Origin of the sequence: Beijerinckia sp. 28-YEA-48 (genome assembly GCF_900104955.1) — a bacterium.
Lineage (GTDB): Bacteria > Pseudomonadota > Alphaproteobacteria > Rhizobiales > Beijerinckiaceae > Terripilifer.
Genome location: NZ_FNSI01000001.1, coordinates 4,911,735 through 4,937,169 on the forward strand (window position 1 = coordinate 4,911,735; position 25,435 = coordinate 4,937,169).

At 62.4% G+C, this 25,435-nt stretch carries 22 protein-coding genes; 13 read left to right on the forward strand and 9 right to left on the reverse strand.

The genetic code is table 11. The annotated features are described in order from the left end of the window. Both BLW50_RS23020 and BLW50_RS23025 read left to right on the forward strand, forming a co-directional pair. Window positions 1-933 (forward strand): LysR family transcriptional regulator, encoded by a 933-nt coding sequence (locus BLW50_RS23020; RefSeq protein WP_170850309.1) that lies wholly within the window; start codon window positions 1-3, stop codon window positions 931-933. Window positions 934-1,034: 101 nt separating this feature from the next. After that, the gene (locus BLW50_RS23025; protein ID WP_170850415.1) at window positions 1,035-2,813 is read left to right on the forward strand and encodes a chloride channel protein; all 1,779 of its coding nucleotides are present in this window, start codon (window positions 1,035-1,037) and stop codon (window positions 2,811-2,813) included. A 33-nt stretch (window positions 2,814-2,846) separates the two neighbouring features. On the opposite strand, the gene BLW50_RS23030 is transcribed toward BLW50_RS23025, so the two are convergent. Both BLW50_RS23030 and guaD read right to left on the reverse strand, forming a co-directional pair. Next, window positions 2,847-4,439 (reverse strand): alkaline phosphatase D family protein, encoded by a 1,593-nt coding sequence (locus tag BLW50_RS23030; RefSeq protein ID WP_090707044.1) that lies wholly within the window; start codon window positions 4,437-4,439, stop codon window positions 2,847-2,849. A gap of 118 nt (window positions 4,440-4,557) precedes the next feature. After that, a complete protein-coding gene (gene guaD, locus BLW50_RS23035) occupies window positions 4,558-5,856 on the reverse strand; it encodes a guanine deaminase (protein ID WP_090707046.1) in 1,299 nt (432 codons plus the stop codon). Window positions 5,857-6,039: 183 nt separating this feature from the next. Between guaD and BLW50_RS23040 the strand changes: the two genes are divergently transcribed. Next, a complete protein-coding gene (locus BLW50_RS23040; protein WP_090707049.1) occupies window positions 6,040-6,585 on the forward strand; it encodes an AAA family ATPase in 546 nt (181 codons plus the stop codon). Here the strand turns inward: BLW50_RS23040 and BLW50_RS23045 are convergent. Continuing rightward, entirely contained in the window at window positions 6,582-7,046 is a 465-nt protein-coding gene (locus tag BLW50_RS23045; protein WP_090707052.1) for an Lrp/AsnC family transcriptional regulator, read from the reverse strand. The two genes, BLW50_RS23040 and BLW50_RS23045, sit on opposite strands and share 4 nt — an antisense overlap. A 129-nt stretch (window positions 7,047-7,175) precedes the next feature. On the opposite strand from BLW50_RS23045, the gene alr reads away from it, so the two are divergent. From alr to BLW50_RS23075, 6 genes are all read left to right on the forward strand, one after another. Next, a complete protein-coding gene (gene alr, locus BLW50_RS23050) occupies window positions 7,176-8,297 on the forward strand; it encodes an alanine racemase (protein WP_090707054.1) in 1,122 nt (373 codons plus the stop codon). Window positions 8,298-8,323: 26 nt separating this feature from the next. After that, window positions 8,324-9,577, forward strand: a complete 1,254-nt coding sequence (locus tag BLW50_RS23055; RefSeq protein WP_090707056.1) for a D-amino acid dehydrogenase — start codon at window positions 8,324-8,326, stop codon at window positions 9,575-9,577. Window positions 9,578-9,702: 125 nt separating this feature from the next. Continuing rightward, window positions 9,703-10,947, forward strand: coding sequence for an MFS transporter (locus tag BLW50_RS23060; RefSeq protein WP_139267713.1), 1,245 nt, complete (start codon window positions 9,703-9,705; stop codon window positions 10,945-10,947). A gap of 121 nt (window positions 10,948-11,068) precedes the next feature. Beyond that, the gene (locus BLW50_RS23065; RefSeq protein WP_170850310.1) at window positions 11,069-11,608 is read left to right on the forward strand and encodes an SRPBCC domain-containing protein; all 540 of its coding nucleotides are present in this window, start codon (window positions 11,069-11,071) and stop codon (window positions 11,606-11,608) included. Beyond that, window positions 11,608-12,636 carry a quinone oxidoreductase family protein gene (locus tag BLW50_RS23070; RefSeq protein ID WP_090707063.1) on the forward strand — a complete coding sequence of 343 codons (1,029 nt, stop codon included), beginning with the start codon at window positions 11,608-11,610 and terminating at the stop codon, window positions 12,634-12,636. The genes BLW50_RS23065 and BLW50_RS23070 overlap by 1 nt, the downstream gene beginning before the upstream one ends. A 14-nt stretch (window positions 12,637-12,650) precedes the next feature. Then, entirely contained in the window at window positions 12,651-13,580 is a 930-nt protein-coding gene (locus tag BLW50_RS23075) for a PDR/VanB family oxidoreductase (protein WP_170850311.1), read from the forward strand. A 206-nt stretch (window positions 13,581-13,786) separates the two neighbouring features. On the opposite strand, the gene BLW50_RS23080 is transcribed toward BLW50_RS23075, so the two are convergent. Then, window positions 13,787-14,698 carry a LysR family transcriptional regulator gene (locus BLW50_RS23080; protein WP_090707067.1) on the reverse strand — a complete coding sequence of 304 codons (912 nt, stop codon included), beginning with the start codon at window positions 14,696-14,698 and terminating at the stop codon, window positions 13,787-13,789. A 98-nt stretch (window positions 14,699-14,796) separates the two neighbouring features. Between BLW50_RS23080 and BLW50_RS23085 the strand changes: the two genes are divergently transcribed. Then, window positions 14,797-16,320 carry an aromatic ring-hydroxylating oxygenase subunit alpha gene (locus BLW50_RS23085; RefSeq protein WP_170850312.1) on the forward strand — a complete coding sequence of 508 codons (1,524 nt, stop codon included), beginning with the start codon at window positions 14,797-14,799 and terminating at the stop codon, window positions 16,318-16,320. 3 nt (window positions 16,321-16,323) lie between these two features. Here the strand turns inward: BLW50_RS23085 and BLW50_RS23090 are convergent, their stop codons facing one another. Genes BLW50_RS23090 through BLW50_RS23110 form a run of 5 tightly spaced genes read right to left on the reverse strand, consistent with a single transcriptional unit; the run spans window position 16,324 to window position 21,961 of the window. Then, on the reverse strand, window positions 16,324-17,775 hold the full coding sequence (locus BLW50_RS23090; RefSeq protein ID WP_090707072.1) for an amidohydrolase family protein: 1,452 nt from the start codon (window positions 17,773-17,775) through the stop codon (window positions 16,324-16,326). Between the two features lie 49 nt (window positions 17,776-17,824). Continuing rightward, window positions 17,825-18,904 carry an ABC transporter substrate-binding protein gene (locus BLW50_RS23095; RefSeq protein ID WP_170850313.1) on the reverse strand — a complete coding sequence of 360 codons (1,080 nt, stop codon included), beginning with the start codon at window positions 18,902-18,904 and terminating at the stop codon, window positions 17,825-17,827. A gap of 43 nt (window positions 18,905-18,947) precedes the next feature. Next, window positions 18,948-20,345 (reverse strand): amidohydrolase family protein, encoded by a 1,398-nt coding sequence (locus tag BLW50_RS23100; RefSeq protein WP_090707076.1) that lies wholly within the window; start codon window positions 20,343-20,345, stop codon window positions 18,948-18,950. 12 nt (window positions 20,346-20,357) lie between these two features. Beyond that, window positions 20,358-21,158, reverse strand: a complete 801-nt coding sequence (locus BLW50_RS23105) for an ABC transporter permease (protein ID WP_090707078.1) — start codon at window positions 21,156-21,158, stop codon at window positions 20,358-20,360. Next, window positions 21,155-21,961 carry an ABC transporter ATP-binding protein gene (locus tag BLW50_RS23110; protein WP_090707081.1) on the reverse strand — a complete coding sequence of 269 codons (807 nt, stop codon included), beginning with the start codon at window positions 21,959-21,961 and terminating at the stop codon, window positions 21,155-21,157. The genes BLW50_RS23105 and BLW50_RS23110 overlap by 4 nt, the downstream gene beginning before the upstream one ends. A gap of 184 nt (window positions 21,962-22,145) precedes the next feature. On the opposite strand from BLW50_RS23110, the gene BLW50_RS23115 reads away from it, so the two are divergent. From BLW50_RS23115 to BLW50_RS23125, 3 genes are all read left to right on the forward strand, one after another. Continuing rightward, window positions 22,146-22,694: a MarR family winged helix-turn-helix transcriptional regulator gene (locus BLW50_RS23115; RefSeq protein ID WP_170850314.1), complete on the forward strand. Its 549-nt coding sequence runs from the start codon at window positions 22,146-22,148 to the stop codon at window positions 22,692-22,694. Between the two features lie 437 nt (window positions 22,695-23,131). Next, complete coding sequence (locus BLW50_RS23120) at window positions 23,132-23,761, forward strand: fused MFS/spermidine synthase (protein ID WP_090707086.1); 630 nt, start codon at window positions 23,132-23,134, stop codon at window positions 23,759-23,761. Beyond that, complete coding sequence (locus BLW50_RS23125; RefSeq protein WP_090707088.1) at window positions 23,758-25,350, forward strand: fused MFS/spermidine synthase; 1,593 nt, start codon at window positions 23,758-23,760, stop codon at window positions 25,348-25,350. Before BLW50_RS23120 ends, BLW50_RS23125 begins: the two co-directional genes overlap by 4 nt. Window positions 25,351-25,435 lie beyond the last annotated feature (85 nt).

Consider the following 25,435-nt stretch of genomic DNA (forward strand, 5'->3'; position numbering starts at 1 on the left):
ATGACAGTGACTGCACCGTTGCGCGATCTGAAGAAGCTCAACACATTCGTGCGGGTGGCGGAACGTCGAAGCTTCACCAAGGCGGCGGAGGATTTGCGCACGACGCCTTCGGTCGTCAGCAAACATATGAAGGAGCTGGAGGAGACGCTCGGCTTCAGTCTTCTCAACCGATCGACGCATGGTATCGTCTTGACCGATGCGGGCGAGGGACTGTTTCAGAATTGCCTGCACATGCTGGCGAGCCTCGACGACTATCTGGTGGAAGCGCGCAATTCGCAGACGGGACCGTTTGGAACGTTGCGCGTGCAGACGACGAGCGACTACGCCCGCCTTGTTCTCTCACCGCTGATTGGCGCCTTCGCCGACCGTCATCCCGGGCTGCGCGTGCATCTGGCCGTTGTGCCCGAAGACCAGACGCCGAGCGAGGATGGCTGCGATGTGATCGTGGCTGGGCGCAAGCCGTCGCTGCCCGGTCTTCTGGAGCGAGACCTGGGGCCGGTGCCTCATGTGATCTGTGCGGCGCCGGCCTATTTCGCCCGTTGCGGTCGCCCGCAGGATCCGCAGGATCTGCGCCAGCACAATTGCCTGGTGAATCTCTATGGCGGTCCCAAGAGCTGGCCGTTTCAAGCGGCGTCGCGTCCGCTCCTCATCGAGGTGAAGGGCTCGCTGTCGTCGAACAATACGGCCGCCCTCATTCAGATGGCCCTGCAGGGCTGGGGGATTATTCGGGTGCCGCTCTCCGCGGTGCAGGCCGAGCTTGCCGAGATGCGCCTCGAGACGATCCTGGATCAGGTGGCGTTGTCGCCCGAACGGATCAGCCTTTATTTCTCCAAGGCGAAACATCTGCCGGCCAAGACGAGTGACTTCATTCAGTTTCTGTTGGCGGCGATGGCGGAGAAGGGCCCGGGCAAAGCGACTGAGTTGATCGAGTAAGGCGAGGATGCGCCGCCGCCGCGGCAATTTCGCTTGACCACGACAGTGAGCATTCCATGCTATAGCCGAGCGCGCTTCATCCGATATTCGTGAGCCGTCTGTTGCTGTCCATCGATCGTCCACTCGTCCGGATCCGCCGAATGCGCGGGATGATGCGCCTGCTGGCGCTGCTGGAAGCCCGCGGCGTGATCATCGTGCTGTTGGCGCTGCTGGTCGGCGCTCTCGCCAGCGTGCTGGTGACGGCGATGAACCACGTCGTCCAGTTTCTGCACGGGCTGTTGTTCGAGACGCCGCCGGGCGGCCGGTTGTCGGCGATGATGACGCTGCAGAATCCGCTGGAAGCTCTGGTGCCGGCGGTCGGCGGCATTCTGCTCGGCCTCAGCATTGTTTGGCTGCGCTGGCGCAAGTTTCGCACGCCGGTCGATCCGATCGAGGCCAATGCGCTGCATGGCGGGCGCATGTCCTTGACCGACACCTGCATCATCGCCGGTCAGACCATGCTGTCGAGCGGCTTTGGCGCGTCGGTCGGCTTGGAGGCCGGCTATACCCAGGTCGGCTCGGGCCTCGCTTCCTATATGGCGCGGTTCTTTCGCTTTCGCCGGGGCGATGTCCGCATCCTGGTCGGCGCCGGCGCGGCAGGCGCCATTGCCGCCGCCTTCGATGCGCCTTTGACGGGTGCCTTTTATGGCTTTGAACTGATCATCGGCATTTACTCCATTGCCAATGTGGCGCCGGTGATGGCGGCGGCGATCACCGCTTCGCTGGTGGCGACCTGGCTGGGCGGCGCGCCGTTCCCGATCGATCTGCCGGCCTTGCCGGCGCTCACCGCCAGCCAATATGTGCCCTTCATTTTGCTGGGCCTGTGCGGCGGCGCCATCTCGATCGGTATCATGTATCTGGTCGCAGGCGTCGAGCGGGTCTTCGTCAAACTGTCTATTCCCGCAGCGGCCCGCCCGTTCATCGGCGGCTGTATCGTCGGCATGCTTGGTCTGGTGACGCCGCAGGTTCTCTCCAGCGGCCATGGCGCGCTGCACAGCGTCTTCTCGTTCGACCACGGCCTGTTTGTCGTGGGCACTATTTTCCTGCTCAAGATCGCCGCGTCGTCGATTTCGCTGGGTGCGGGTTTTCGCGGCGGGCTGTTCTTCGCCTCGCTTCTGCTGGGCGCGCTATTTGGTAAGCTGTTTGCCGGTGTCACCGCGTCGATCGCGCCGTTTCTCGGTATCGATCCGGTGGTCGCAGCCGTGGCCGGCATGACGTCGTTTGCGGTCGGCATCGTCGGCGGTCCGTTGACGATGACGTTCCTGGCGCTGGAATCGACCCACGATCTGGCCCTAAGCGGCGTGGTTCTGGCGACCTCCGTCATGACATCGCTCTTGGTGCGCGAAACCTTTGGCTATTCCTTCTCGACCTGGCGTTTCCATCTGCGCGGCGAGACGATCCGCAGCGCCCAGGATGTCGGCTGGATGCGCAATCTCACCGTCGGCGCGATGATGCGCAAGAATGTGGAGACGGTCGAGGCGACGACGACGATTGGAAGCTTTTGTGTGAAATATCCTCTGGGCGCGGCCCAGCGCGTCATCGCCGTCGACGAGCAGGGTCATTATGCCGGCATGCTGATCGTCGCCGAGGTCCATGGCCATGAGCTGGGACCCAGCACGCCGGTGAGCATTGTGGCGAAATACAAAGATGTGGCGCTGGTGCCGCATATGGATGTGTCGCAAGCCGCCAACGCCTTTCAGGATGCCGGCGCCGAGGAGCTCGCGGTGATCAAGAGCGCGGAGGACCGCACGGTGATCGGTCTCTTGACCGAGAACCATTTGATGCGCCGCTACGCCGAGGAGCTTGAGAAGGCGCGCCGCGATCTGGCCGGCGAGAAATAGCGCGGCGTTCCGGCCGCCGCGCTGTTGGCGTGTTCAAGCCCGTTTCGGCTCGATCTTCGTCGACCATAGGGCGTTGTCGTCGATGTCGCGCAAGGTCACGGTCATCGCTTCGCTTTCGCCATCGATCGCTACATGGCCAAAGAACTGCAGCCCTTCACTGGGTCCGGCATTTCTCAGCTGGTTCTGGCCTAGTCCCTTGGCATAGGCGAGTTGCGGTCCAAAGGTGTTGTCGAGATCCTTGGGGCTGCCGCTGCCGGCGTGCAGCGGGCCGGAGATGAATTCCCAGAACGGTTCGAAATCCTGGAACACGGCTTTGTTGGGATCGTAGTGGTGGGCGGCGGTGTAATGGACATCAGCCGTTAGCCAGACGGTATTGTTGATTTTATTCTGCTTCATGAAAAACAAGAGATCGGCGATCTCAAGCTCGCGGCCTCTGGGCGGGCCATTGCCTTGGGCGATGGCTTCCGAGCCCCATTTGCGATCGTTGTCATAGGTCACGTTCAGGCTGAGCGGCATGTCGGCGGCAATGACCTTCCAGGTCGCCTTCGACGCCAGGAGTTCGCGCTTGAGCCAGGCGATTTGCTGGGGGCCGAGGAAATAGGCGTCTGGGCCATAGGTTTCCTGCTGGTTCTCGCCGTTGGCACCGCGATAGCTGCGCATATCAAGCATGAAGACGTCGAGCAGCGGGCCGTAAGGGATCTTGCGATAGACGCGGCCGGGCTCGGCGATTGAGTTGCGTAGCGGCAGATATTCGTGGAAGGCACGACTGGCGCGCGCCATCAGGATCAACGCGCTCTTCTCGGTGTATTTGCGGCGCTGATGCTCGGCGCGGGTCAGCGGCTCCTCCGGCCACCAATTGTTGCTGACCTCGTGATCATCCCATTGCGTCAGGATCGGCACTTGCTCGTTGAAAGCCAGCACGTTCTTGTCGAGAAGATTGTATTTATAATTGCCGCGATATTCGGCAAGCGTTTCCGCCGGCTTGGATTTGTCCTCGGTGACGAGATTTTTCCAGATCTCGCCGTTTGGTAGTTTCTGCTCGGCCGGAAGCGGCGCGTCGGCATAAATATTGTCGCCGCTATGGATGAAGAAATCCGGTCGGTGCTTCAGCATGGCCGCATAGGTCCGCATGCCGCCGCGCGCTTCATCAATGCCCCAGCCTTGGCCGGCGGTGTCGCCTGACCAGACGAAAGAGATCGAGCGGCGATCGGTCGGTGCGGTGCGGAAGCGGCCGATCTTCTGTTCGCCGATGAGGGTCGGCGACGACAGATCCTGCAGGCGGATGCGATAGAAGATGTCCTGGTTGGCCGGCAGGCCTTCGATCAAGGCTTTGGCGGTGAAATCGCTCTCGGGCAAAGCATCGATGAAGAGCGAGGTATGAATGTCCTTGAAACTGTCGGTCGTCGCGATATCGACCAGCATGCGCGAGGGGCGGTCGGCGCGGGCCCAGACCACGCCGCCATCGGTGGAGACATCGCCCGATTGCACGCCATGGCTGATCTGCGGCCGGTCGCCGGCGCGGCTGATATAAGGCCGGGCTATGCCGCCGGCCAAAGAGGCGGCGAGGGCCGAACCACCGGTGAGCAGCAGGCGGCGCGAAAATTTGGGTGCAACAAGCGCAGGCATGGGGATCCCTTTTGGGCTCCTCCATGGGACTGTTACACATCCGAAGGCGCCGCCTGAGGACTAGCCTTCGCTTTCGACAGTTTTGTGATGCTCGCAAACTCTTGGCGACACAGGCCGATCAATCGCGGGTGTGAACCTTTCGGCCGGCGACATAAGTTGCTTTGATGGCGCGCTCGTCGCCCAGCGTCATCAGCACGAACAGGCGTTCGTCGAGGCTGCGGGCATAGGATTCGCGCTCGGCCAAAAGCGGCGTCGCCATGAAGTCGAGCACGGCGAGATCGGCGTCCTTGCCGGCTTCGATACTGCCTATGTGCTGATCCTGATAGATGGCGCGGGCCGAGCCGAGTGTCGCCAGATAAAAAGCCTGATGGGCCGACAGCGGGAAGTTGCGCAGTTGCGCCACCTTATAGGCTTCGTTCAAGGTCGCCAGTGGCGAGAAACTGGTGCCAGCGCCAATGTCGGAGCCCAAAGCGGTGCGTACTGGATTGGCGGAGACTAAAGCGCGTTCCAGATTGAACAGGCCGGAACCGAGAAACAGATTTGATGTGGGGCAATGCACGACGGTGGCGCCGGCTTCCGCCAGGCGTTGCCATTCCGCTTCGACCAGATGGACGCCGTGGCCGAACAAAGCACGCGGGCCGACGAGACCGAAATGATCGTAGACATCGAGATAGTTCTTGTTGTTGGGGAAGAGTTCTTCGACCCATTTCAGCTCATCGGTGTTTTCCGAAATATGGGTCTGCATATAGACGCCGGGAATCTCCTTGAAGAGCGCGCCGGCGGCTTCCAGTTGATCCGGCGTGCTGGTCGGCGCGAAGCGCGGTGTCACCACATAGAAGAAGCGGCCGCGATTGTGCCATTTCTCCGCCAGAGCCTTTGACTGATCATAGCCGGTCTGCGTGGTGTCGCGCAGGCCATCGGGCGCATTGCGGTTCATCAGCACCTTGCCGGTGCCGGTGCGCAGCCCTAACAGTTCGGCTTCCTCGAAATAGGCGTCCACTGCTTCCGGATGTACGGTGGCATAGGTGACAGGCGTGGTGACGCCGGCCTTGATCTGCTCCCGTAGAAACACCTTGGCGACATGGCGGGCGAAGTCCTTGTCGTGATAGCGCTGCTCGGTGACGAAGACATATTGGTTGAGCCATTCGAGCAATTTCTTGCCGTAAGAACCGACCATCGGCGTCTGCGGATAATGTACATGGGCATCGATGAAGCCGGGAATGATCAGGCCATCGCGGTGATGTTCTGGTATCACGCCTGCGGGGACACGGTGGGCGTCATAGGCGCCGGCATAGGTGATTTTGCCGCCGTCGATGACGATGAGCCCGTCGGATTCGTAGCGATAGGTGCTCTCCGCCGCGTCCTTGAACGGGTTGCTGGTATAGGAGAGAAAAGCACCACGCAGGGCGGAGGTCATCGTCGAGGTCCTTCAGATCGTGGCGGGCGTCACGACATCACATGCTTGGCGGAGATTGCATGAAAGCGTGATGGACACAAAACCCGTGGCCGCGTTAGGCGCGGTTTTGGTTCAAAAGCGCTTTGCAGCTCTTACAAAAATGCATTGAAAATTGGGGTTAGAAAGCCGGATGGGAGTCTCAACGTGAATCGTTTCGTCATCATCTCGGGCTGTTCGGGCGGCGGCAAGTCGACTTTGCTCGCCGAGCTGGCGCGGCGCGGCCATGCGGTGGTCGAGGAGCCGGGACGGCGGATCGTGCAGGACGAGGTGGCGCGACAGGGCACGGCTTTGCCCTGGATTGATCTCACGGCCTTTCTACGCCGGGCCGTAGCGGTGGCATTGGCCGACCGTGAGGCGGCGGCCGCGCAAAGGGGCTGGGTGTTCTTCGATCGCGGTCTTGTCGATGCCGCCGTGGGGCTTGAGCATGAGACTGGCGAGCCGCTGTTGCAGGCGCTGGGCAAGGTTTTAGGGACGGCGCATCGTTCTCACCACCGCGCATTCCTGACGCCGCCGTGGCCTGAAATCTATGTCACCGATCCGGAGCGGCAGCATGGTTTCGCGGCGGCGGTGGCGGAATATGAGCGGCTGCTCGTCGCCTATCCGGCGCTCGGCTATGACGTCAGTATTTTGCCGAAGGTCAGTGTCACCGAGCGCGCCGATTTCATCCTGGATCTGCTGGAACGCGACTAGCGGCTCTGGCCAACCCGCGTCGCCAGCACGTTGCGAATGGCAAAGCTGGAATGGATGCGCTGCACGCCGGGTAGGCGCGAGAGAATGCCTTTGTGGATGGCCTCGAAGTCGCCGGCGCTGGCCACTTCGACGCGCAGCAGATAATCGGCGCCGCCGGTCATCAGATAGCATTCGAGGATTTCGGGATGCTGCTTCACCGCTGCCTCGAAGCGGTCGAGGTCTTCCTCCGTCTGGCGCTCCAAAGTGATGTTGATGATGACGGCGATGGCCGAGGCGTCGGAGGCCTGGCCGATCAGTGCCGTATAGCCGCGCAGAATGCCGTCGCGCTCCAGCATCTGGATACGGCGTAGACACGCCGATGGCGACAGGCCGACATCGGCGGCGAGCTTGGTCGTGCTGATACGGGCGTTGAGCCGTAGCAGGCGGATGATGTTGCGGTCGATCGTGTCCAATCCGGCCATGCAAAAATCCAGCGTTATTTGAATAAAGGCATTAAAAATCATCTATTTTTGCAGTAATCAATGATCAATTGCGCGAAAATTCCACATATCTTGCGCTAGATTGCCACGATTGGACGGCAGGAGTGGGCAATGGGTGAGGCGGTGGGATTGGGGTGCATCCCGAGTGGTTGTTCCGGCGTGCTCACCATTGATCTTGGTGCCCTTCAGCGGAACTACCGGGCTCTGGCCGACCGATCGCGCCCGGCCGCGACGGCAGCGGTGGTCAAGGCCGATGCCTATGGGCTGGGGGTTGATCAGGTAGGCCCGGCGCTCCAGGCCGCCGGCTGCCGCGATTTCTTCGTGGCGCAGTTCGGCGAGGCGGTGCATTTGCGGCGCCTGCTCGCCAATGACGCGCGCGTGTATGTACTCAACGGCTTGCAGCCGGGTGAGGAAGCAGCGGCCGCCGATCTCGCCGTTATCCCTGTGCTCAATTCGCTCGAACAGCTTTCGTTGTGGTCGGCGCTCGCCAAGCAGCGCGCTGTCATGCTGCCGGCGCTCTTGCAGGTGGACACGGGCATGTCGCGCCTTGGCCTGTCACGCCAAGAGGTCGATGCGCTCGCCGCCGATCGAGGCTTATGCGATGGCGTCGATCTGCGCTTTTTGATGAGCCATCTCGCCTGTGGCGACGAACACGCCCATGGGCAGAATGCCGAGCAGCTGGCGGTTCTGCGTCAGGTCGCGGCCTTGTTCCCCGATCTGCCGCTCTGCTTCGCCAATTCGGGCGGCATCTTTCTCGGGACCGATTTTCACGGCAACCTGGCGCGTCCGGGCATCGCGCTTTATGGCGGCACGCCGAGCGATGCGCCTGGTGCCGCGATGCAGCCGGTGGTGCGCCTCGACGTGCGCGTGGTGCAGACGCGCAGCGTGCCGGCGGGGGCACGCGTTGGTTATGGCGCCACCTATGTGGCCTCGACCGAGATGCGGCTGGCGACCATAGCTGCGGGTTATGCGGACGGTCTGCCACGCAGCCTCAGCAGCAAAGGTGCCGCTTATTACGACGGCATCCGCCTGCCGATCGTCGGCCGCGTTTCCATGGACAGCCTGACGCTCGATATCGGCGCGTTGCCGCCTTCGGCGTTGCGTCTCGGCAGCTTGGTCGAAATCATCGGCCCGCACCAGAGCCTGGAAATGATCGCCGCTGATGCTGGCACCATCTCCTATGAAATCCTGACCAGTTTAGGTCGCCGTTATCATCGTCATTATATCGTTTAGACTATGCCATTCGGACTGGGGCTATCATGAAGATCGTTGTTCTGGGCGCGGGTGTCATCGGCGTCACCACCGCCTATTATCTGGCGAAGGCCGGCCATGAAGTGGTCGTGCTTGAACGCCAGCCCGATGTTGGGCTCGAAACCAGCTTCGCCAATGCCGGTGAAATCTCGCCAGGCTATGCCTCGCCGTGGGCCGCGCCCGGCATTCCGCTGAAGGCGCTGAAGTGGATCTTTATGAAGAACGCGCCGCTGATCCTGCATCCACTGATGGATACGGCGACCTGGCGCTGGATGTTCTCGATCCTGATGAACTGCACCGCGCCGCGCTACGCCCTCAACAAAAGCCGCATGGTGCGGGTCGCCGAATATAGCCGCGATTGCCTGATCGCGCTGCGCGACGAGCTTGGCATCACCTATGATCATCGCACCCAGGGCACGCTGCAATTGTTCCGCACGCAAAAGCAGCTCGATGGCACCGCCAAGGATATCGAGGTGTTGCGTGATTATGGCGTCGCCTATGATGTGCTCGATCCCGATGGCTGCATAGGCGCTGAGCCGGCGCTGGCCCATGTGCGCGAGAAATTCGTTGGCGGCTTGCGGTTGCCCCATGATGAAACCGGCGATTGCTTCAAATTCACCACGATCCTGCGGGCGCATGCCGAAGCGCTGGGCGTGACGTTCCGCTTCGGCGTCGATATCCGCGGCCTGAGCCAGGCGGGCGATCGCCTCACCGCCGTTGAGACCGATCAAGGCGTGGTGACGGCGGATCTGTTCGTCACCGCGCTTGGCAGTTTTACGACGGCGATGCTGAAACCGCTCGGACTGAAATTGCCGATCTATCCGGTGAAGGGCTATTCGATCACCGTGCCGATTGTCGAAGAGAGCCGCGCGCCGGTCTCCACCATCATGGACGAGACCTATAAGATCGCCATCACGCGGCTGGGCGATCGCATTCGCGTCGGCGGCATGGCGGAGATCGCCGGCTTCAACACCGATCTGCAGACGGGTCGGCGCACCACTTTGGAATTTTCGGTCGAGGATCTGTTCGGCGGCGCCGGCGACCAGAGCCGCGCCACCTTCTGGACCGGTCTGCGGCCGATGACGCCGGACGGAACGCCGGTGATCGGCGCCACCCGCTTCAAGAACCTCTACATCAACTCCGGTCATGGCACGCTCGGCTGGACCATGGCCTGTGGTTCCGGCCGCGTGCTGGCCGATCTGGTCAGCGGCCGCAAACCCGACATCGAAACCGCCGATCTGGCGCTCAGCCGCTACAATTGACCGTACCTTCGATCGAAATCACTCATCGACTCGCCCAGCTTTAAGATTTGGATCGATGCAGGCGGCATCGCTATCCTCGCCTCGTTCGCCTGCTCCAGCCAGCGGCCGGCGACGGGGAGGATGCGATGGCTCAGGATGAGGGACGGGCGGGTGCGCCGGTCGGCATAAAATTGGGTGTGGTGAGCGCGATCATGGCCGCGAGCCTGACGACAAGCATCACCGTGCCGCCGATCCTGCCGAAAATGCTGGATCACTATCGCGATGTCCCCAATGCCACTTTCCTGGTGCCACTGGTGGTGACACTGCCGTTCGTCGTCAGCGTGATCATCGCGCCGTTCGTCGGTGCGCTCAGCGATCGGATCGATCGCCGCGCCATCGTCATCGCCGCCTCGCTGTTTGCGACGCTGTTCGGCTGCGCGCCCTATTTCCTCGAAGCCCTGCCGGCGATCCTCATAGCGCGCTTTCTGATGGGGCTTGCCACCGGCACCCTGCTGGTGTGCACGTCGGCTTTGATCGCTGATCTTTTTGTCGGCCCCGGTCGGCAGCGCATGCTCGGACTGAAATACGCCGCGCTCGGCATCACGCATATTGCGGCTTTCGCTGTTATCGGCCATCTCGCCGAGACCGATTGGCATAATGCCTTTCTGATCTTCCTCTGGGGCCTTGTCGCGGCGGCTTTGACCTTGGCCTTCATTCCGCGCCGGCCCAATGTCGAGCGTGGTACCGCAGTGGCACATGCCGCGCCGATTCCGTGGCGGCGTTTGGCGCCGGTCTTTGGCGGCGTGCTCCTCGGTGCCATGGCGTTCGACGTGCTGCTCACCGGCACGCCCTTCCTGGCGATCGAACGTGGTCTCGGCGGCGCGCGCATGGCGGGCTATCTCGCCGCCGTCGCCTCGACCGGCATGCTGATTGGCGCCAGTCTCTTTCCCTTCATCGCGCGGCGCATCGAAGGGGCGGCGCTGTGGATCATCATCTTCGCCATCGCCGCCGCTGGCTATCTGCTGCTCGCCGCCGCGCCGTCGCTGCCCTTCATGGTGGCTGGCATTCTTATCGTCGGCGCGGGCTGCGGCATGGTGCAGCCCAACAGCCTGAGCATTCTGTTCGGCCTGGTGCCGGTGACGGCGCGCGGCCGCGTCGCTGGCATACAGACCACCTGCTTCTTCCTCGGCATGGCGGTCGGGCCGTTGATCGGCGTGACGCTCGGCAAGGCGCTTGGCTCCCACGCCATTCTGTTCGATGGCTTCGGACTGGTGCTGGTGGCGATCGCGGCGATCTATCTACTGCTGTTGTGGCGCGAGCGCCGTTCTGGTCCGACGCCGGGTGAAGCGACTTCCTCCAAGCCGGCGACATCAATCAGTTCCATTCATTGAGACGTTAGTTTTTATGCGTTGGATTGATGAATGAGTGGATCCTAGTCTGCCTCGGTGTTTGAAAAACCCCTGTGCCGCAAGGCGGGGCATGCTGAGGGAGGGGCCTGTGTCGGAGAGTTGTGTGTCGCGATCCACGGGAGGGCGCGACGGCTTCCTATCCTATGATCTGCTTGGTCTCACGGTGGCTTTCGACCGGACCTATCCCGTGCCGATGGCTGATCTGTGGGCTTGCCTGACGCAGCCCGATCGCATGGCCGGTTGGCTTGGTCCGGTTGAAGAGATCGATTTGCGTGTCGGCGGACGCATCGTCGCCTGTCTGCATCCACAAAACGGCGCCTGGTTGCACGGCGAAATCCTGACGCTTGAAGAAGGTCGCCGACTCGAATTCACCTGGACGGTGCCGGCCCATGGGCAGACGCCGGAGTTTTCCGGTACGGTGCTGGCGCTTGGTCTTGGGCCAGCACCAGGCGGCAGTCGTTTGCTGTTTCGCCATCGCGGCGTGCCGCAACCGCGCGTGCCCGATCTTTTCGCCGCTTCGCATCTGCGCCTCGACCAGCTGCCGACGATGCCTGGTGCGCGCGCCGTGGTCGATCGCCAGCGCTTCCTGGCGCTGCGCGAACTTTATGCCGCCGATTTTTCACTTGGTAAGGAGACCGCTTGATGCGTGCCATTGTCATTTCACAACCGGGCGGCCCTGAAGTGCTGGCGCTGCATGATCTGGCCGAACCAAAGCCTGGCCCAAACGAAGTGGTGCTGCGGGTCGGCGCCGTCTCGGTCAACCGCTCTTATGACCTCGCCGTGCGCGCCGGCACGTCGCCGTTCAATCCGTCTTATCCGGTGACGCCGGGTGTCGATCCCTCGGGCGAGATCATCGCTGTCGGCACAGGCGTCGATCGCACGCGCATTGGCCAAAGGGTGACGGTGCTCGGCATGGTCCGCTGCGGTAAATGCGAGCCCTGCCAGGCAGGGCGACGCTGCCTGCACAACAAGCCGATCGGCGTGCAGGCGCCAGGCGGCTGTGCCGAACATGTGGCTGTCGATCAGCTGCAAGTGCGGCCGATCCCCGACGGGCTCGACTATGCCGATGCGACGGTGATCAGCCGCCATGGCGCGGCGGCAACGGCGCAGATCGCCACCGCGCAGTTGCAGCCGGGCGAATGGGTTTTGGTGATGGGGGCGGCCGGCGGGCTCGGCAATATCCTCATCCAGCTTGCTGCCATGGCCGGTGCGAAAGTGATCGCGGCGGCTGGCAGTGCCGAGCGCGTGCAGGCGGGGCTTGATGTCGGCGCTGCTTTCGGTATCGATTATCGCCGCGACGATCTGGCCAAGCGTGTGATGGAGATCACGGATGGTCATGGCGCCGATGCGGTGCTGGAAAACATCGGCGATCCCGATCTGTTCAAAAGCGCCTTCGCCAGTCTCGCCACCGGCGGCCGCCTCGTCACCATGGGCTATCACGGCGGCGGCGTCGTGCCGCTCGATGTGAAGCAATTGCATCTGAAACGGTTGCGGGTGCTTTCGGTGGCACCGGCCAAGGGCGATGCCGATCTGATGCGCTGTTTGCAGCTGGGCGCCGAAGGCAAATTGACGGCGCTGATCGCCAAGACCTTTCCGCTTGAACAGACGATCGATGCGCATCGGCTGGCGGAGCAGGGCAGCGCCATCGGCAAGATCATCATCGCCCCTTGATCATGACAAATGCGATGATCGAGGTCGTCGTCCAGACGGTGACGCGGCCCGTGGCGGGTGTGCGGCGCTTCGTGCTGGCGGCGGCCGACGGTGGCCTGCTGCCGGCCTTCGCGCCGGGCGATCATATCGAAGTCGAAACGCCGTGCGGTATCGTGCGGCCCTATTCCCTGTGTGGCGATCCGGCGCGGCGTGACGTTTATGAGATCGCCGTGCTGCGTGAGGGCCAGGGACGTGGTGGCTCGCGCTCAATGCATGATGCTTTGGCGAAAGGGCGGGGCCTGCGCATCTCGGAGCCGCGCGGCTTGTTTCCGCTGCGGCCAGGTGCTGCCTTCACACGCCTGGTGGCGGGCGGCATCGGCGCGACGCCACTCGTCGCCATGGCCCATCATCTGGCACGCGAGCGGCTGGCGTTCGATTTTCATTATTGCGCGCGCGATCGCGATGGTCTGGTGTTTCTGCCGGAGCTGCAACGGCTTGTTCCGCCCGAGGCCCTGCATGTGCATCTGTCGGGGGGTGATGAGGCCAGGCGGTTCGATCCACGGCGTCATCCGCTGACCGATGCGGCGCGGAGCGCTGTCTATTGTTGTGGACCTGATAGGCTGATGAGTGCAGTCAGGCAGGCCTATCGAGATGTCTGTCCGGTCCACACCGAATCCTTCAAGCCGAGTATGCCTGACGATGCGATGGCTTTCGAGGTCGTGCTGGCGCGGACGCAACGCACCGTGCCGGTGAAAGCCGATGAAAGTATTCTGGTGGCGCTGTGGCGGGCCGGGATCGAGCGTCCGTTGAGTTGCGAGACCGGCATTTGTGGGACGTGTCGCACGCCGTGGTGCGGTGGCGAGCCGGAGCATCGCGATGCTCTGCTGACCGAGGATGAACGCAAGCGGGAGATGTTGATTTGTGTATCGCGCTGCCGCTTGAAAACGCTGGTGCTGGATATCTAGCGCTTCGGAGCATGCATCGTTGAGTTGTAACGCGACACCTCGGTGTCATCCCGGACATTTGCATAGCAAGTGATCCGGGAGCCAGGGGCGCGTCGTAGAGCCTGCCGAAACGAGCAGTATCCGAGGAACCGTTTCTGTCGTTGAAGCGGTTGCCCCTGGATATTGGATCACGCTCACGCGCGTCCGGTATGACACCGAGGATTTAGCTAGTTCGCCGGATATAGGCTTCTGATCTGCGCCTGCAGCCAGACCAGCGGCGGCTCGGTCACCCGTGCTTTGCTGATCAGAATGTCGAGCGTGGTGCGTGGCGGCTTCACCGGTGGATCGAACAGCGCGAGACCCTGGGTGTCGACGAACAGGTTGGCCAGGGTGCGGTCGACAATCGCCACCATGTCGGTGCGCGCCACCATCAAGGGTGCTGCGAGATAATGCGGCTCGACGACGACGATGTTGCGCTTCAAGCCGGCGGCGGCGAAGGCTTCGTCGATCGGCTCTCCCGTATAGCCGTGCGGCGCGACGACGATATGCGGCAGGGCGGCGAAGGTCTCGAGCGTCATCGGCACGCTCAAGCAGGGATGGTCGCGCCGTACGATGGCGACGAATTCCAAGGTCGTGATCGGCGATCGTTCGAGCCGGGCGATGGTGGCCGACGACACGGTGATGGCGAGATCGATCTCCATGCGGTCGATCGCCGGCACCACGTCGTCGCGTCCCGTCGGCAGAACGCTGATGCTGATCGCCGGCGCCTCGCGGCGCAGTTTCGCCATCAGCGGGATCAGCACGGCGTTGATCGCCCCGTCGGTGGCGCCGATCTTGAAAGCGTGTACGCGCGTCGCGTCGAACTGAGTGGGGTCGGCGAGGATGTCGCTGGCGTCGGCCAGCACCTGGGAAATGCGCGGTGCCAGCGCCATGGCGCGGGGGGTCGGCTCGACGCCTTTCGGGTGACGCACGAACAGCGGATCGTTGAGGGTTTCGCGAAGGCGCCCGAGCGCATGGCTGACGGCGGATTGGGTGAGGCCGAGGCGTAGCGCGGCGCGTCCGACATGGCGTTCGGCCATGAGGATTTCGAACACGATCAGATAGTTCAGATTGGCGCGGCGTAAATCGAAATGGCTCATGAACAAATGAATTTATACGAGTTGGATTAATGGCGTCAATCAAAGGACCGTCGCGGTCATGGAGGCGGCGTCTGCGCGGCGCGACAGGGAGTGGGATCGTGAACTTTCAATCCAAGGTGCAATCGAAACCTGAGCGGATCGATTTCAATAAAATTACCGCGACGGTAGAGGATGAGGATTACAGCCGGCTGTTTCCCGCCGAGCGCTACATTTCGCGCGAGTGGCTGCAACGTGAATATGAGGAACTCTGGTCGCGCGTCTGGCAATGGGCTTGTCGCGAAGAAGAGATTCCCCATCCCGGCGATTACTATGAATATCGCATCGGCGATCAGTCGGTGCTGATTATCCGCACCAATGACGGTGGCATCAACGCCTTCCACAATTCGTGCATGCATCGCGGCACGCGGCTCGCAGAAGGCGGCACGCCGGTGGGTGGCGCTGGCTCGTTCCGCACGCGCACGCCGGTGGGCGGCGCCGGCTCGATGCAGAACAACAAGGCGCATTTCAAAGGCAAGATCCAATGCGTGTTCCATGGCTGGGCCTGGGATCTCGATGGCGAGATCGCGCATCTGCCTGGCGCTAAGGATTTCGCGCCGGAGTGCATTCAGCGCGACAAGATCGGCTTGCGCAAAGTGCTGGTCGACACCTGGGAAGGGTTCGTCTTCATCAATCTGGATCCCGAGGCTGGGCCGCTCAGTGAGTATCTCGATCCGGTGCCGGAGCGGCTGGCGAAATTCGAAATCGGCAAGATGCGCATCCTGCGCCACTACACGACGATCCTGCCGTGCAATTGGAAATATGGCGTCGATCAGTTTCAAGAGGGCTATCACGTCTGGGCCACCCATGTGATGGACATGAACGAAGTCGGCGCTGTCTCGACTGGCCCTGGCGGACGGCGCGTCGGCGAAATGGCCAAGGGGCCGCCGCCGGCCGATATCGTTGGCGCCATGACGACCTATTCGCTACATGGCCGCCACACCAATTTCTGGGAACCGGATTGGGAGCTTGGCACCGGCCTGCCCAAGGGCATGAAGCTGCGCGATATCGCCGCTGATCCGCGCGCGTGGATCCGCGAAGCGATTGCCACCATGGTGGTGCAGGGGCGCGCCGCACAATACGAGGTCGATTATTTCGACACGCTGGGAGAGCTACCGCTCGACATGGAAGGGCCGCATTTCATGGCGCTGAACCGCCGCGATGCCTGCGCTGCCAAAGGCATCGATCTGTCAGCCCTCACCGATGAGGAACTCTACGGCTTTCCCTGCGAGCATCGGATATTCCCCAATATGCTCGGGCCCGTGGCGGGCAACACCTTCGGTCTGTTCCGTTCGCGGCCGAATGGCGACGATCCCGATAGCTGCATCTGGGACATGTATTTCATGTTCCGCTATGCGGAGGGGGAGGACGTGGAGCGCGATGTGCTGTTCATCCCCGATTGGCGCAATCCGCCGCCGGGCCGCATCACGCCCTCCTTCATGCAGGATTGGCGCACCACGCCGCTGTTTCAGGCCGGCATGCACCAGAAGAGTTTCCCCGGCCATCGCTTCTGCCGCCAGGAGCAGAATATCATCCATACCCACAAAATGCTCGATCAGATCATCGGCAAGGCATTGAAGGAGTAATGTTCACTGCGCGGGTTGGTCCGCCGGTTGCGCTGTGGCCCGCTGCAGCGGCCAGGGCGAGGCCATGCGATCAGCGAGCCCGGCGCGGCGCGCGATGTCGGCGCCAACGCGTTCGGCCTCGTTCAGGACCTCGCGCGGGTCTGGGCCGTTGCTAAACTGGCCGTCGCGATAGACGATCTGGCCGGCGACCAGGACGGCCTTGGCATCCGATCCTTTGCCGGCACAGACAAAGGCCGAGAGCGGGCGCTGCAACGGGCCGACATGGGGGCGGCGCATGTCGAAAATGGCGATATCGGCTTGCTTGCCCACATCGAGCGAGCCGATCTCCTGGTCGAGACCAAGGGCATGGGCAGCATCGATGGTGGCCATTTCCACGGCGCGCTCGACAGGCATGCGGGTGGGGTCGAGATGGCGCTGATGCTGGAACAGCACGCATGCCTTGATCTGTTCGAACATGTCGTCGGAATAGTCGACCATCGGGCCATCGGTGCCGAGCGCCGTGTTGATGCCGAGATCGGAGGCATTGGCGACCGGCGCGAGGCCGCCGCCGCGAATGGCTTCGCTGGTCGGGGTGTAGATCAGGCTGGCGCCGACATGGGCCATCTGTTCGAGGTCGAGTTCGGTGCAATGGATGCAATGCGCCAGGAGCCAGCGGTGATCGAGCACGCCGAGCTGCATCAGATAACGCACGTCGGTGCGGCCGGTCTGGCGCAGGTGCTGAAGAAAGCCTTTTTCCATCGAGAAGGTGCCGGCGGCGATATGGCTTGAGATACGCAGGTCAAGCGTACGCGCCAGTTCCGCGCCGCGCAGGATCAAATCCTCGGTGCTCATGCCGGAAGAGGTCCAATGGGCGTTGGCTTCGATCACCATGCCCATGCGGACGAGGCCGTCGCGCGCGCCGTTCCAGCGCTCCACGTCCTCCTTCAGGGCGGCGAGGGATTCATCGAGCGACAGCGGATGAGCGGTGAAGCGGGGGTTGCGGCAGCGCAGTTCCTTGCCGAACACCTGCCTTATGCCGAGTTCGGCCTGTGGTTCGATGATCGCTTTCACAGTGTCGGGCGTCGTCACCGTCACCGAATGGTTGAATGAACAGGTGGTGCCGGTCGCCAGCATTTCCATGCCGCATTGATAGCTGGCGACGCGCATGGCGTCGTTCGACAGGTGCTGCACCAAGGGGAAGACCAGGTCGCTGATCCAGTCCTCCAGCAGCAGGCCGTCGGCCATGCCCTTGAACAGGCTGTACCAGTGATGCTGATGGGCGTTGATGAGGCCCGGCATGACGAGACAGCCTTGGGCGTCGATCACCTCGTCGAAATCGCGCTCGTGCAAGGATACGGCCGAGGCCTGCACCGATTGTATCTGGCCGTCGGCAACGGCGACCGCGCCGCCGGGCCAGACGTCGCGGTTGCCGTTGACGGTGACGACATAGCCATTCTTGATCAAGATACGGGTCATAGCATCCTCACATCGTCTCAGCCGGGCGTCTTCTGTCTGTCGGCCGTCCTCAGCCGAACGGCTTTTCCTGCTCCAGCCGCTTCAGCGCTTCCGCCGCCACGGTGGGCTCGAAAATCTGCGCTGGCGTCACCTTGCGCTCGACCAGTTTGAACGGGCCGCTCCAGAAATCCTGCTGCGCCAGCACGGAGGCTTCGTTCGGCGCGCCGTTCTCGGAAATCCATTCCCAATGCGGTGCGACGGCGGTGAGCAGGCCGACATCCTTTACGAAGATATATTTGGTGATCATCTCGATGATGTCGCGGTGTTCGGTGGGCGCGCCGGCGACCTTGTTGAACAGTCGCGCGGAATGAATATAGGCCATGGCGAAGCGCACCACGGTGTCGCGCCGCTTGGCGAGGAAATCGTCGCGCACGGCGATCATCGCGGTTTGCGAATTGGGCAGGATTTCGTCGCGTGAGATGATGATGGTGCCGAGCCCCTGTTCCTCCGCCAGATAAGCCAGATGATAGGTGATGTCGGCGACATCGACCTGCTTTTGCGAAAGCTGTTTGACGATGTCGGGTTGCTGCACGCTGGTCTGCCATTTCACGTCATTGACCGGATCGAGCCCGGCCATGCGCAGGCCCGTGGCCATGCCATAGTGATTGATACTGCCGGTGGCGCCGACGGCGACGATCTTGCCCTTCATCGCTTTCAGATCGGCGAGAGTCCTGAGGCCCGATTCGTAATGATCCTTGCGCATGACGGTGGCGGTGATGGCGCGGCCCTTTTGGGCCTGGCCGTTGCAGAGGATCGATTTGATCGGCGCGCCACGGCTCAACGAATTGAACAGGCCAGCGCTGCAGGTGACGACACCAAGATCAACCTCGCCTGATATCATCGGCGCGACGATCAGCGATCCATCGGGAAAGCTCTTGATCTTTGGATCGACGCCGACCTTGGCGAAATAACCCAGTTCGCCGGCCATGAAGATCGCCGCCTGATTGATGAAGGGCGAAGCGGCGATGGTGAATGTGTCGAGCTTCTGCCCGTAGGATGGGCGGATCGCCGTGGCGCCAAAGGCCGCGAGGAGCCCGGCTTTCGCGCCAGTCTTGAGAAGGGTGCGGCGTGTGCTGGTCTGGCCAATCATCTGCTTCTCCATGGGTATGTTGAACGGGGTTTGTCGAACGGCGTTACCAATGCGGTTGCGTACGGGCTTCTAGTCCGGCCTTGAGGATGACGGTTTGGGCACGACGGCTGGCCTGGGCCAGGAGATCGTCCGGGCAGGATCGCACCAGTTTGCGAGAGCGGACCACGATCTCGCCATTCACCAGAACCGTATGAGCATCGGTGCCGCGCGCCGAGTAGACGAGCGCCGCCAGCGCATTGTTGGCTGGCATTGCGCGGACGGTCGCCAGATCGAATAGAACGATATCGGCACGTTTGCCGGCTTCAAGCGAGCCGATCTCACTGTCGAGGCCCAGCGCTTTGGCGGCGTTGATGGTGGCCATTTCGAGACAGCGCTCCGGCCCCATGAGCGTGGGGTCGAGATGTTTGGCGTGCTGCAACATCGAGCAGGCTTTCATCTGTTCGATCATGTCGACGGAGTAATCGACCATCGGTCCGTCCGAGCCCAAGGCGACGTTGACTCCCGCCGCGCGCATCAGCGCCACGGGGCCGATGCCGCCGCCGCGCACCGCCTCGCTGGTTGGCGTCGAGACGACGGACGCACCGCTGTCGGCGATCATGCGGATGTCGGCCGGCGAGCAATTGATACCGTGGGCCAGGATGTAACGGGAATCGAGGAGGCCGAGCTGCATCAGATGATGCGTTTCGCTGATGCCCGTCTTGCGCAACACCTGCAGATAACTCTTGTCGAAGGACAGGGTGCCGGCGGCGATGTGGGTGGTGATCTTGAGGTCGTGCCGGTCGGCGAGCCGTTTTCCGGCGATCAGGAGCTCTTCCGACGTCACCTGCTGATCGATGAAGATGGCATTGCACTCGACGGCGAGGCAGAGGCGGGTGAGGGCGCTGCGCGAGGCCCAGCGTGGGATCAGATCGTCGAGAAAGCTGATCTCTTCGGCCAAGGTGCGGGGATGATGTGGATTGCCGGGCAGGCGGCATTGTACTTCCTTGCCAATTACCTGGCGGATACCGAGGGTTTCACCCGGCGCGGCGATGCGTTGCAAGGTCGCTTCTGTCGAGGGCAAGCGCAGATGGTTGAGGCTGCAGGTGGTGCCCGACAGCAGCATTTCAGCCGACGCCAGCCACGCCGTCAGCTCCATGTCGTCATCGCTCAGATGTGGCGTGACGCGGTGAACGACATCGGGAAACCAATCCTCGATCAAAAGGCCGCCGGCGATGCCTTTGAACAGATGATAGTAAAAATGCTGGTGGGCATTAATCAGTCCGGGAATGACGATCATGCCCTTGGCATCGATTACGTCGTCGAAGCCGCCCATGGCATCGGCTTGAGTTGGCAGGACAGCCTCTATCGCGCCATCGTCGATGATGACGGAGCCACCGGGAAAGACGTCGCGACCGGCGTTGATCGTCACCACATAGCCGCCTTTGATCAGGATGCGGGCCATAGTTGTTCCTGGCTATTCTTTGCCGATCGCCCAAGGGGCGATCCAGCGATCGATGCGTTCCTGGGCTTTGATGATGAGGCCACCGAAGACGGCGAGAACGACCAAGGCGGCGAAGACCTTCTCGGTTTCCAGCACCTGGCCGAAGCGGATCAGCAGATAACCCATACCGCTCTGGCTTGACGCGCCGATCATTTCGGCGGCGACGACGAGGATGATGGTGACGCCCATGCCCAGATGCAGGCCGGAGAAAATGCTGGGTATGGCGGCGGGGATGACCACTTTCAGCTGTACCTGCCGCGCATTGGCGCCGAGATCGCGCGCCGCGCGCAACAGGCCCTGGTCAGCCTGGCGAATGCCGGAATAGGTGCTGATGACGACGGGAAAGAAAGCGGAAATAGCGCTTATGGTGAGAATATAGGCCTCGCCCGTGCCGAGCCAGATGATGAGGAGCGGGATCAGCGAAATCTTCGGCAGCGGATAGAGCGCGGCGATCCAAGGATCGGCCAGGCGGGCGACGATGCGCGACATGCCCATCAATACGCCGAGCACAATGCCGAAGAAGCCGGCGATGAGAAAACCAGCCATGATGCGCAGGAAGGTGACGGCAAGGTGATAGGGCAGCGATCCGTCGAGGGTCATGATGGCGAGATAGTCGGCGATGACGCTGGGCGCCGGCAGGATGATGGGGGTGATGCCGCGTAGGCGCACCACGGCTTCCCAGATCGCCAGAAACAGCACGATCGAACCGAAGGGTAGAAGCCGGAGCCAAAGTGGATCTTTGGATTTCTTCTTGGATTTCGGCTGGCCGCTCATGGTTCCACCGCTTCGTTCTGCTGCCGCATGGCGTTCAAAACTTCCTCGCGGATCAGATGCAGGATGCGGTCGTAGAGTTCGCCGAATTCCGGTGTGTTGATCAGTTCCTGCGAGCGTGGTCGTGGCAGGTCGATCTTGATGACCTCCTTGATGCGGCCGGGGCGCGCCGTCATCACCACCACTTCATCGCCGAGCAGAATGGCTTCGTCGATGGCATGGGTGACGAACAGGATGGTCTTGCGGGTGAGCTCGAAGATGCGGGTCAACTCCTCCTGCATGACGATCTTGGTTTGGGCGTCGAGGGCGGCGAAAGGTTCGTCCATCAACAGGATCGGCTGGTCCATCACCAAGGCGCGGGCCAAGGCGACGCGCTGGCGCATGCCGCCGGAGAGCTGGTTGCAGCGTTTCTCCTCGAAATGTTTGAGACCGACGGAGGCGATCATCTGGCGGGCGCGGCTGTAGCGCTGCTCGCGCGGCATGCCGGCCATTTCCAGGCCGAAGGCGACATTGTCGATGACATTGCGCCAGGGGAAGAGGTTGAGGTTCTGCCACATCATCACCGAGCGTTCGCCCGGCCGGGCTTGAATGGTGGGCTTGGCGGGATCAACGATGCGGATGGTGCCGGAGGTCGCCCGTTCGATGCCGCCGACGATTTGCACCAGGGTGCTCTTGCCGCAGCCGCTCGGGCCGAGCAGGCAGGTCAGTTTTGCCGAGCTGAAGTGATGGGTTATGCCGTCGATGGCGGTGATACCGTCGCCGCCATCGTCCCAGATTTGCACGAGATTCTCGACAAAGATATCCATGCCGTCTCCATGTGCCGCGGCCTGTGGGCCGTCTCTTTCTCGGCATTGACTGTCTGGCCGGGGTTGGCCAGATTGAATGTTCAATACTAAGTATCTTAATGTTGAGGTATCTTGCCGCGGCATGTCAAGCGCATCGAAGCGGCAAAGCCGATTAATTTTCCAGCATGCGGATCAGTTTTACGCCATGACAAACCCACTCACCGATTCAGTCGAACATCTGTTGCAGGAATGGCAGCGCGAGCGGCCGGAGCTCGATCCATCGCCGATCGGTGTGCAGGGACGCATCGTGCGCTTGTCCGCGCATTTCCTGCGCGCGGCGGAAGACTATCTTGGTCCGCTTGATTTGGGCTGGGAGGCGTTTAGCTTGATCGTTACTTTGCGCCGCTCAGGAAAGCCTTATGAAATGCGGCCAACCGACATCCTGCGCGAATCCCTGCTCACCTCCGGCGCCGTCACCAATCGGATCGATCGGGTCGAGCGGTTGGGTCTCGTAGAGCGCCGGCCGGACACGGAGGATCGCCGCAGTTACGTGATCCGGCTGACACCGGCGGGCAAGAAACTGGCGGATAAGGCCATCGCCAATCACATCGACGCGGTCGGTGGGCTGCTCGATGTTCTCTCGGCCAAGGAGCAGGCGCAGCTGGCCGGCTTGTTGTCGAAATTGCTCGGTGCTTTCGAGAAGAAGGCCAAGCCGAAAGCGCGCGGGCGGGGACGGTCGGCAGCCGAGGTCTAGCAATCCCGGCCGATCGGCGGCGCGCCTCGCTTGCCCGTGGAATCGGGCCGAACGGCCGAGATACCGTCGAAATTCATCGGTCGCGGTAACCAATAAATAGGAAAAGACTCATTTGCTGGTGCTGCGATCAATGACTTGCAGATAACTCGCCCTCGGGTTGCCCTTTTTAATTTGACGACAAATCAGGACTCGGCTCTATTGAAGGTGTCGTCGCTGGTCCGCTGCCGTGCGAATGACCGTCCCGTCGCCGAAAAGGGCTTCCTGGCGCACTACTGAACCCCGCTGCTCGCCGCCGCGGGGTTTGTTTTTTGGTCAAACCGTCTGAACAAGGCTGGCCGTTCGTCGAAAAACTGCTAGCCCTGCGGCATGATCCGAAGCGCTTTTTTCCGACGGTTTCTTGAATCTTTCTTTGCTGCGATGCAGCATCGGCTTGCCGCATGCTGATCGGGATATTGGCGGCGGAAGCTTTACTGGCCTTTTGCACATTGGCCTTTGAACTGGCGATGGCGCGGCTGGTCGCCCCCCATGCCGGCATGTCCACCGATACTTGGACGGCGATCATTGCCGCCTTCCTCATCGCCTGGGCGTTGGGCACGTTTGTGGGTGGGCGGCTGGCCGAGCGCGCTTCCATCGCGCAGGTGTTGCTACGCGCCGCGATCGCGGCAGCCGCGGGCGCCGTTTTGGCGGTCATCGTTCCCGCCACTTTGAATGTCTGGGACAGTCTGGTTCTAGATCCCGCGCCATTGCAGGTGTGGCGCGTCGTTGTTTTCGCCGGCCTGCCGCCGCTGCCGGTTGGATTTTGTTTCGGCCTTGCCGCGCCGCTGTTGCTGACGGCGATCGTGCGCCTGACGAACGGCAGCGGACAAAATAGCGGCTTGGCCATTGGCCTCGTCAATGCCATGGGCGCGGCGGGCAGCGTGCTGGGCGCGCTCGCCATGCTGTGGTTTCTGCTCGACACATGGGGCGCGCGCGGCGCGGTGCTGTGCATCGCCGCCTTGGCTTTCGTCACTGCCCTTTTGCTGCTGGCGCTGGCTTGGCGTCTGCGCGATCGCGAGGTGCCGGCATGAGCGCGCGCCTGCATCCTTCCCTCTATATCCTGCCGGGGGTGACGTTTCTGTCCGCCGCAGCGGCACTGGCGCTTGAAATCGCCATTGTCCGGCTCGGCGCACCCTATGTTGGGCAAGCGCTGGCGCCCTGGTCGGCAGCTATCGTCAGCGTGCTGCTGGGTCTGGCCTGCGGGCATATGCTCGGTGGCCTGGTCGGCGGGGCGCGGGCCAGCGTGCATCGTCTGCGCGTCAGCCTTGCGCTGGCCTGGTTCTTCGCCGGCCTCACCGCCATGGCGGTGCCGCTGCTGGTGGCGCCTGTCATCGATGCCTTGTCGGGCGATCAGGAGCCCGGCCGTCTCGCTGTTCTCGGCCTTTCGGCCTTGGTCTTTCCCGCCAGCGTTGCCGCTGGCCTGTCGTTGCCGGTCGCCCTGCGTTTGTGCGTCAAGATCGCCGATGGCGTGCGGCCGGGTCGTCTCGCTGTTCTGCTGGCGGCGTCCGCCACAGGTAGCGTGGCGGGAACGGCGATGGCGGGCTTTGTCCTGTTGGAGACGGTCGGCGCGATCGGTTTGGCCAAGGGGATCGGAGGGCTCTGGATCGCTTTGGCGCTGGTCATCCTGCCATGGCAGGAATTGCGTCAGCCGCTGCGCCTTCTGGCGCTGCTGCCGGTCGCCGTCGCCACTCTGCTGATGCTCCGGCCGGTGGTCGGCAAGGCGTGCTGGACCGAGACGCGCTACACTTGCATCCAGATCATCGACAAGACGCTTGGGAATGACGGGCTGCTGCGTGTGATGGCGCTTGATGAAGGCCTGCACAGCCTGTCCGATCGCGATAATCCCACCCGCCTGCATCTGGGCTATGCGGCGCTGGTGGATGTGCTGGCGCGCCCGGCTTTCATCGGACAACCCGCGCCACGTGCCCTGGTGATCGGCGGCGGTGGCGCCACCTTGCCGCGCGCCTGGGCGCAATTGCAGCCACCGGTTCGCTCCACAGTCGCCGAGCTTGATCGCCGGGTCGCGGCGGAAGCCGCCGATATGATGTGGGCCGATAGCCCCAACATTCGCACCATCGTGGGCGATGGCCGGGCGGTGCTGCGCAGTCTCAAGCACGAACCTTTGTTCAACGTGGTGCTGATGGACGCCTATCGCAGCCACAGCGTGCCGGCGCATCTGGTCAGTCGCGAGTTCAATGCGGAGGTGGCGCGGCATCTGGCGACATCTGGCGTCTTTCTCTCCAATGTCATCGATCGCTACGAGAGCTTGCATCTGGTGGCGAGCGTCGCCGCGACTTTGCGGCAAACCTTTCCCGTGGTCGATGTCTGGATTACCGATGCCGATGGCGCTGGCATGACCAATGCGGTTGTCGCCGCCTGGCCCAATGCGGCGCAGGCCTCGCGGCCACCGCAAGTGACGGTCGATGTCACCCGCTGGAACGCCAGCGAGGCCGTGCATACGGAGCAGGTGGTTTGGCGTCGCTTCGATGCGGCGGAGTTGGCGCGGCAACGTGGGCTCTGTACCATCGTGTTGACGGATGATTGGGCACCGGTCGATCGCTTGCTGGCGGGACGGCCGGTTTGCAATACCGTTCAAGGTGATAGGCCGGCTTCGCCGTAGCTTGTCCGATATCTGGTCAACATCGCGGCGCGAGGCTTCAAAAAAAAGCCTGCGGTGCAGGCGTATCTCCGCATTGCAATCGCAT

Excerpts from the sequence above, each read along its gene's own strand:
- guaD (WP_090707046.1), bottom strand. The coding sequence starts at position 5,856 with ATGACCTCCGCCCTGCGTGGTGCTTTTCTCTCCTATACCAGCAACCCG.
- BLW50_RS23090 (WP_090707072.1), bottom strand. The coding sequence starts at position 17,775 with ATGACCCGTATCTTGATCAAGAATGGCTATGTCGTCACCGTCAACGGC.
- BLW50_RS23080 (WP_090707067.1), bottom strand. The coding sequence starts at position 14,698 with ATGAGCCATTTCGATTTACGCCGCGCCAATCTGAACTATCTGATCGTG.
- BLW50_RS23070 (WP_090707063.1), top strand. The coding sequence starts at position 11,608 with ATGCGTGCCATTGTCATTTCACAACCGGGCGGCCCTGAAGTGCTGGCG.
- alr (WP_090707054.1), top strand. The coding sequence starts at position 7,176 with ATGGGTGAGGCGGTGGGATTGGGGTGCATCCCGAGTGGTTGTTCCGGC.
- BLW50_RS23060 (WP_139267713.1), top strand. The coding sequence starts at position 9,703 with ATGGCTCAGGATGAGGGACGGGCGGGTGCGCCGGTCGGCATAAAATTG.
- BLW50_RS23030 (WP_090707044.1), bottom strand. The coding sequence starts at position 4,439 with ATGCCTGCGCTTGTTGCACCCAAATTTTCGCGCCGCCTGCTGCTCACC.
- BLW50_RS23095 (WP_170850313.1), bottom strand. The coding sequence starts at position 18,904 with ATGATTGGCCAGACCAGCACACGCCGCACCCTTCTCAAGACTGGCGCG.
- BLW50_RS23045 (WP_090707052.1), bottom strand. The coding sequence starts at position 7,046 with ATGGCCGGATTGGACACGATCGACCGCAACATCATCCGCCTGCTACGG.
- BLW50_RS23055 (WP_090707056.1), top strand. The coding sequence starts at position 8,324 with ATGAAGATCGTTGTTCTGGGCGCGGGTGTCATCGGCGTCACCACCGCC.
- BLW50_RS23120 (WP_090707086.1), top strand. The coding sequence starts at position 23,132 with ATGCTGATCGGGATATTGGCGGCGGAAGCTTTACTGGCCTTTTGCACA.
- BLW50_RS23075 (WP_170850311.1), top strand. The coding sequence starts at position 12,651 with ATGATCGAGGTCGTCGTCCAGACGGTGACGCGGCCCGTGGCGGGTGTG.
- BLW50_RS23110 (WP_090707081.1), bottom strand. The coding sequence starts at position 21,961 with ATGGATATCTTTGTCGAGAATCTCGTGCAAATCTGGGACGATGGCGGC.
- BLW50_RS23105 (WP_090707078.1), bottom strand. The coding sequence starts at position 21,158 with ATGAGCGGCCAGCCGAAATCCAAGAAGAAATCCAAAGATCCACTTTGG.
- BLW50_RS23020 (WP_170850309.1), top strand. The coding sequence starts at position 1 with ATGACAGTGACTGCACCGTTGCGCGATCTGAAGAAGCTCAACACATTC.
- BLW50_RS23115 (WP_170850314.1), top strand. The coding sequence starts at position 22,146 with ATGACAAACCCACTCACCGATTCAGTCGAACATCTGTTGCAGGAATGG.
- BLW50_RS23100 (WP_090707076.1), bottom strand. The coding sequence starts at position 20,345 with ATGGCCCGCATCCTGATCAAAGGCGGCTATGTGGTGACGATCAACGCC.
- BLW50_RS23125 (WP_090707088.1), top strand. The coding sequence starts at position 23,758 with ATGAGCGCGCGCCTGCATCCTTCCCTCTATATCCTGCCGGGGGTGACG.